The 2,088-nt window shown below is 76.3% G+C and carries 2 protein-coding genes; both read right to left on the bottom strand.

The window, feature by feature from the left end:
- Positions 1-1,248, bottom strand: a 1,248-nt coding sequence (locus AR3_RS28940; RefSeq protein ID WP_157406842.1) for a YveK family protein, incomplete at its 3' end; no start/stop codon positions are given.
- Positions 1,245-2,088, bottom strand: an 844-nt coding sequence (locus AR3_RS28945; protein WP_067918797.1) for a glycosyltransferase family 4 protein, incomplete at its 5' end; no start/stop codon positions are given. The genes AR3_RS28945 and AR3_RS28940, both read right to left, overlap by 4 nt.

Raw genomic sequence — 2,088 nt, forward strand, 5'->3', positions numbered from 1 at the left:
GTCGGCGGCGCCGTCGGCGCGCTTGCCCGCGGCGGACGCGCCCGCGGCCGGCTTGGCGGCCGCCGACTTGGACGCCCCCGTGCGCGCCATCCGTCCGGAGGACGGGGGCGCCGGCGGCACGTCACGGGACGCCCCGGGTCCGACGTCCCCGCTCGCGGCGCCCCGACGGCCCGTCCGCGCCGCACGGCGGCCGTCGCCCCGGGCCGCCGACCGTCCGTTCCGGGAGCCGTTCAGCTCGCCCCGGCCGGTCGAGGCGAGGGGCGGCGGCACCGGCGCCTTCGGCCCGTCGTCGGACCACGCCCGTCCGCCGCGGTCGGCCGCCGGGTCCACCGGCGCGGACCGGCCGCGCGACCGGCGCGCCGGCTCCGGCGGCACGGGCGGCACGGCGCCCGCCTGGTCGCCGTGGTCGCCCGGGCCCCCCGCGGCGACGGCCTCCGCGCGGCGCGGGCGCAGCGACGAGGCGGCCCGCAGGAACGACGCCACGCACGCGATGATCAGACCGATGGCGAACCCGATGGCGGCGTTGCGCGGCAGCTTGCTCGGCTCGGAGGCGTTCGGGTCGGCGGTGTCGACGAACTGCACGCCGTCGTTGGTGTTGGCGCGCGCCGACAGCACGCCGCTCTCGTCGGCCTGCAGCTTGGTCAGCCGGTTGGACAGCAGCCGGTAGTTGCGGCTGTTGACGGGCGTGGCCTCCAGCTGCTGCTGGACCTGCTGCTGGGTCTGCTGGATGGTCTTGAGCTGCCGGTCCAGCTTCTCGACGTTGGTGGCGACCGTCACCTCCTGGTAGGCGGCCACCACCGCGTTGGCGACCATCGCCGCCTCGCGCATGTCCGAGCCCTTGGCCTCGACGATGACCACGCCGCCGTCGGACTTGCTGGAGGTGGAGACCCGGCCGCGCAGCTGCGCGCTGGTCAGAGCCGGGCCGCCCTTGCGCTTGATGATCTCGGTGGCCTTGGTGAGCACCGGCGTGGACCCGGCGAACGCGGCGCGCTGGGCGGTGTAGGTGGCGAAGCCCTGCCCCGACACGACGCCCATCCGCAGCACGTTGTTCTTGTTGGTCGGGTCGGTGACGGCGAAGCGCGCGGTGGCCGTGGCGCCGCCCAGCAGCAGCTGCGTGACCGCCGCCGAGACCAGCACGGACACGAGCACGATGATGAGCGACATCGTCCGGAAGCGCCACACCGCCTCGACGAGGCTGATCTCCGGCGTGGCCGGGACGGAGGCCGGAACGGGGGTCTGTGCTGTCATCGGCTGCTCTGGGTCCTCGGGGAGTCGGATGTGGTGACGTCGGAAACGGGGGCGGTTCGGGAGCCGACGAGGACGCGGACGGCGTCGCGCAGCTCGCGGTGGTAGCGGTCCTCGCCGAAACGCCGCGCGGCGTCCTCGCGGGCCCGCTTGGCCATGGCCAGGGCGCCGTCCCAGTCGTCCAGGAGGCGGGCGATGCCGTCGGCCAGGGCGGCGGGGTCGTCCGGGGGCACGAGCACGCCGTTCTCGCCGTCGGTGACGATCTCGACCAGCCCCTGGGTGGCGCTGGCCACCACGGGGCGCCCGGCCAGCATCGCCTCGACGGCGACGTTGCCGAACGGCTCGACCCGGGACGGCACGATCGCCACGTCCGCGGCGGCGAACGACTCCCAGACCGAGGGGCGGAAGCCGGCGAACTCCACCGACGGGTCGCCGGCCGCCAGCGTCCGCAGCTCCTCCTCGTACCACTCGTAGCCGGAGAAGACGTCGCCGACGAGCGTCAGGGTCACGTCGCGGCCGCGCTCGCGCAGCAGCCGGACGGCGCGCACCGCCACGTCCGAGCCCTTGCGCGGCGACAGCCGCCCGACCAAGGTCACCCGCACCGGCGGCTCGAGGACGGACCGCGGCTCGGTCACCTGGGCGGGGTCGGGTTCGGCCACCCCGTTGTAGACGATCTGCGCGCGGCGCCCGACCGGGCCGAGCGCGGCCGCGCTCGCCCGGCTGTTGACCAGGACCGAGCGGGCCAGCCGCAGCGGCGCCGCCAGCGCCGCGCGCACCGGACGGGGCACGCCCTCCTCGGCCTCGTGCACGTGGCACAGCGCCGGAACGCGGGCGAGGCGGGCC

Source organism: Actinomadura rubrobrunea NBRC 15275 (assembly GCF_001552235.1).
GTDB lineage: Bacteria > Actinomycetota > Actinomycetes > Streptosporangiales > Streptosporangiaceae > Spirillospora > Spirillospora viridilutea.